The 4,920-nt window shown below is 56.5% G+C and carries 4 protein-coding genes and 1 pseudogene; 1 reads left to right on the forward strand and 4 read right to left on the reverse strand.

Going from position 1 to position 4,920, the window contains the following annotated elements; genetic code table 11:
- Nucleotides 1-78: 78 nt before the first annotated feature.
- Nucleotides 79-444: pseudogene (locus EWV37_RS15310) on the forward strand (ISL3 family transposase); the annotation flags it as partial.
- Nucleotides 445-919: 475 nt separating this feature from the next.
- On the opposite strand, the gene EWV37_RS15315 reads toward EWV37_RS15310, so the two are convergent.
- The 4 genes from EWV37_RS15315 to EWV37_RS15330 all read right to left on the reverse strand — a co-directional run.
- On the reverse strand, nucleotides 920-2,941 hold the full coding sequence (locus EWV37_RS15315; RefSeq protein WP_129702497.1) for an ATP-binding protein: 2,022 nt from the start codon (nucleotides 2,939-2,941) through the stop codon (nucleotides 920-922).
- Complete coding sequence (locus EWV37_RS15320) at nucleotides 2,938-3,423, reverse strand: hypothetical protein (protein ID WP_129702498.1); 486 nt, start codon at nucleotides 3,421-3,423, stop codon at nucleotides 2,938-2,940. The genes EWV37_RS15315 and EWV37_RS15320 overlap by 4 nt, the downstream gene beginning before the upstream one ends.
- Nucleotides 3,416-4,330, reverse strand: coding sequence for a hypothetical protein (locus tag EWV37_RS15325; RefSeq protein ID WP_129702499.1), 915 nt, complete (start codon nucleotides 4,328-4,330; stop codon nucleotides 3,416-3,418). The genes EWV37_RS15320 and EWV37_RS15325 overlap by 8 nt, the downstream gene beginning before the upstream one ends.
- A 345-nt stretch (nucleotides 4,331-4,675) precedes the next feature.
- Nucleotides 4,676-4,920: transposase (locus EWV37_RS15330; RefSeq protein ID WP_165189493.1), on the reverse strand; the 245-nt coding region annotated here is incomplete at its 5' end.

Below are 4,920 nucleotides of genomic sequence, written 5' to 3' on the forward strand. Positions count from 1 at the left end.
CCGGCCGAGCAGCAGGCCGTCCTCGACGCCATCCGCGACCCCGAAAATCACGCACTAAACGAATGAGCCAACTCAGGCGGGGACCCGCACTATGAAGTCACCCTCGCCTGGCACTGCTACCAGAAGCTGCGTGCCGTCTACCACGCCCGCCCCGAAGCCGGACGCCGGCTCGTCGCCGAGATCCTGGGGGCCTTCCCGACCTGCCCGATCCCGGAGGTCGCCCGGCTGGGCCGCACCTTGCAGCGATGGCGGTCGGCGATCCTGGCCTACTTCGACACCGCCGGAGCCTCGAACGGGCCGACAGAGGCGATCAACGGGGTGATCGAGACGATGCGCCGGGTCGCTCGGGGTTTCCGCAACTTCGACAACTACCGGCTACGCGCCCTGCTCGCCGCCGGTGGCCACCGGCCGTGGCGGAAGACGCCTACCCACGCTCATCTGTGAAGGGCCGGTTAACCCGAACTTTTGACAGAGTTTGACCGACTCAGTTCCCTATGGGAACACGCGCAATTCGGTGCATGGAAACCGCACGAATATGCTGCCGAGGATGATCCGGGTGCCGTTTCGAAGTCGCGGGGATGAGATAGCGCACGGCCAACGATCAGCCTAGTAGAGGCCATACCGATTGCCCGTGAACCCGTCGAGAGCGTGATGTCCCTATCCGTAGGTTGGGCATATGTCGTTTTACTATCTGGAGGCACGCCTGGGGACTTGCTTTAGGGTCCCCTTATAAACCGGCCCGCGATACCGAGGATCGCGGCATCGGGTTAAGCTATTAGATTTCGCGTTTGTAGTCGAAATATCCTTTTCACCACACGGGTTCGTCCGCGACAGTCAATTATATGGTGAACTTTCATTGCGGTCGTCGCACACGTAGGTGATGCACCACCAGTCTGTTCCAGTTGTTATTACCGACAAACTAGCGAGATTGAAGCAGTTTCTCGCCGGGTTTCAGATCGATCAGATTGAACTCTCGGTCTTGCAACATGGACAACAGACTTTGCGATGGTTCGCTCGTTGCAAAAATAATCTGTGCGCCACCAAGTCCAGAAGTCGAGGCATTCGCGAGGAGAGCTTGATAACTTGTACGGGCCGTTTCCTGTTGCCTTGGCTCGTCGAAGATGAGAAGACCAAGGTGGTTGCCTGCCCCTTCTCGACCCACATCGAGCATGCCGAATAGGTACGCCCAGATCACCCGGATCATGTCGCTGGCCGACAGATCGAAACCAAGATCGAATCCTTCATGGATTGGTCTGTAGGTTGAACGGTTGATATAGATCTCATCAGGGTCTAAAGAGTCAAACCCATATGACCGCAGCTGAGTCCGCAGCGACGATTCAAGGTTACCGAGTTTCTCCTTGTCGCTCCCTGAAAGTTCATCCTCCGTCAAACTGTTCAGCAGTATGCGCTGCTCAGACCAGCTCTGAGCTAGTTTTAGCATCGAAAGCCGAACCGCTGCGAACTCGTCATCTCTGGCTGAAAGCTCGGCGAGCCGAGCTTCTTGTGTGAGGCGTCGAGAGATGTCGGCAACAGAGGGTGTCGATTTGGCGCTGCTCAATGTCTCGCGGGCGGCCCGGATTTCGCTGCGGTACTCATGGATCTGCGAGGCTAGACTCCCCTGACGGACCGCAATCGCCTCGGTCACCCTCTCGATATCTGCCCGAGTTCCCTCGAACGTGGCAATTTGGCGCTGAATGAAGTCAATATTCTCGGCGATCGTCATCGCGTGCGGAGAGATGTCCGCGCCATCTTCAAGCTCCTGGTGACAAGTTGGACACACATGATCAGCTATGAGGGAGTGCGCGTGCTCGGACCCATACGACTCAAGGACTTGAGAGTCTTTGTGGCGTTGAAGATCTTCTCGCAGTGCCTCCAACCGAACGAGTACCTGCGTGTATCGACTGTCGAGCTCACTTTTCTCTTCCGCGAGCCCTGATGCGACAGCGAGTGACTGCCTTAGCGAAGCATCGAGTCGTCGAACATCTTGCTCAAGTCCGTCAGCTGCTTGCTCAGCGGAAGGAACTGTCCCGTCCAGGTCAATAAGCTTACGGTGCATACGTTGAAGAGCTTCGCGCAGAGGTAGCCACTCGTCATCGATAGACACTGTAGGCACAAACGTTCCGTCAGGAATGCCATGTTGAATTCTTCTTGGCGGATTCTGAATCACCACGCGGCTCAGCTTCGCCACTTCACTCAGCTGCTTATTAGTCGCCTGCCATTCAGCTTCAATCTCCGACAGGTTCGACCGAATCCTTTGCCGCCGAAGAACTCGGTCAAACGCCTCTAACCCAAGAACGAACTCAGCGGACCTTTTGCCAACATCGCGAATGCCCAGATACGTGGGAATGCGTGCCTGAATTCCACTCCATCCATGCTTCTGCTCAACGAAGAAGTACGGAAAGATAGTTTCCAGGTACAAAGGAGCTTCGCTGCCATCCATTCGACTGACCTGGGGAAGCTGAATTCCGAGAAAGTGTGCGAGGTACCGGTGGAATCCCGCAAGATTCTGTGCCGCACCTGTACGGCGTACGAAGTAATCCGTCTCAAGGTAGTCATCGGGTACGGTTATCTTTGGGCCGTCGCTTACGGTGACGAGGTGCTTGTCCTTAGAAGCGCTAACTATAGGTCGAATGACAGTCACCTGTTTTCCATCACCGTTGACAATCTCAAGTTCCACACATGAGTCCACGATGCGGCCATCGACACCTCGCACGGTGACGTTGTCGGTCATCGCATGCGGCAGCGGAATTCGCTGGCTCGGGCCAAGCATACCTTCCAATCCGAGGGCATAAATAATTCCCTGAAGTGCCGTGGACTTTCCTGATGAATTATCTGCCCGCAGGAGGTTGAGACCGTCGACGAACCGAAGTTCCCTACCAACTTCGCCTTCAGCCGTGGTAGCGGTAAGCCGAAGGGCATTGATTCGAAGTCTTGCGCTCATTTCCACTCCAAGAGTTCTCGGACCTGACGCTGAGTTATCTTCGCTGGCAGAGCAGCGAGGAATGTTTTCTCGATAATCATTAGATCCTCTTGTTCATGAATGGATTTGGCTAGTGACGCTCCCGCGTTTGCAAGTCTTACGCTGCGATTAGATTCCAGCGAAACTAGTCCTTGACCAAGTGCTAGATCGACCGTGACTGTCAACGATGGATCGAACCGGACGAGAAGTTCATCGGGCGAACGATCACCTTCGAACCAGCGGAGCAGAAGCTCGCGCGACTTTGCGGTGCGAATCGACCACCACAGGACGTGGAGATGCTCAAGGGTGAGCGTGTTGGCGCGGCCACGTTGAAGTAATAGGCAGAGGATGCTCAGGCGCCACGCAGTGCGGAAATCGCCCGGGATGCTAACGGCGCGGCGCGAGAAACGCGGCGTCGCAGTCGTCTCTTCAAAGAACTCGCGAAGACCCTCGATCTCACGCATCAGCTTCCTCGAAGTCCAGGGGGCACCTCATGAGCCAGTCAGCGACAGCAGACCAGGCCAACGTTTCCGCCAACATGCTGGACAGAGTCGGAAAGTCCGAATGAAGACTCTCAGCGAGCTCGCCTGCGATCTTGGAGAGCGCTTTGTGCGATCCATTCGACTCAGGGGGATGCTCAAGAACAAGGAGATCTTCTCGGTGTGCCTTGGCTGCGAGGATGCCTCTGTGCGTTTCAGGTACTACATTTTTTAGTCGTTCAAGAGCGTTCTCACCCTTCAAATATTGGTTGATTAGAGCCGTCAACACCGAATCACGAGCCGATCTAGATTGAGCTACTCGTTCGAGCTTATTGAGTGCAGTTTCGTGGAGGTCGGCATTGGCAGTCCCCCATGCAGCTCGATCTGCATCCGTCGGACTGTTGCTCTCAATGATCGCTTTCGGTAGGGCATGGATGGCCTCACGCTCATTCGCGTAGTCGTCGTCAGTCTCAACAACGATTGAGAACTCATCGGCGACGAACGGCAAATTCCAGGAGCGAACATCCTCGGCTTTGGAGTGGGCATGTGAAATAAGCCGCCGTGAGTCATGACGATGAATCATGAACACATAGCGATGAACGACGACCCTGCCTAGAAGACTGGCGACCTCGGTTTTTCGGTCACGGAGCTTCCCCAAATCGGTGGTGAGCTTGTCTCTCTGCTTCTCGTAGCACCCAATGACCGTCAATGGTTCCTCAGCCGCGTAGCACTGGTAGACATGCCCATCATGAGAGAACGCTTCGAGACCCAGGTCGCCCTGATGGCGATCTGGGACGAGTTGGAGGCTGTGCGAGTTCTGCGTCGCGTATCGCTTTTGCAGCAGCAGAATGCAATAGTTTTGCCAGTCACGTCCTTGCCACGATGCAGACACGTCACCTCCCGTTTTTACGACCTTCTTTGCTCCTATCATGCCATTTAGCTACCGGGGGGGCTGGGAAACGGCGCGCCCATACAGGTATACGCGATCCCGTTCCATCGCTTCGCCGCGGATTGGCCTGACGAGCTGGCGACGACGTGCGCTTGAAATTTAGGAGCGCCAAACCCCCGGCCTCTACGAGAGGACTCTTAACACGGATGACTCGCCCTGCGGTCAGGCAATTCTATGTGCGGATGCTCGGGGCGCAATGCCGGGGTGTAGATACCGAGACCAACGAGTCCAAACATGGGCCACCGGAAGAATACTACGCTGATAAACCAATCTCGGTTTACCGGCCCTTCACAGATGAGCGTGGGTAGGCGTCTTCCGCCACGGCCGGTGGCCACCGGCGGCGAGCAGGGCGCGTAGCCGGTAGTTGTCGAAGTTGCGGAAACCCCGAGCGACCCGGCGCATCGTCTCGATCACCCCGTTGATCGCCTCTGTCGGCCCGTTCGAGGCTCCGGCGGTGTCGAAGTAGGCCAGGATCGCCGACCGCCATCGCTGCAAGGTGCGGCCCAGCCGGGCGACCTCCGGGATCGGGCAGG

Origin of the sequence: Kocuria carniphila (assembly GCF_004136555.1) — a bacterium.
Taxonomy (GTDB): domain Bacteria; phylum Actinomycetota; class Actinomycetes; order Actinomycetales; family Micrococcaceae; genus Kocuria; species Kocuria carniphila.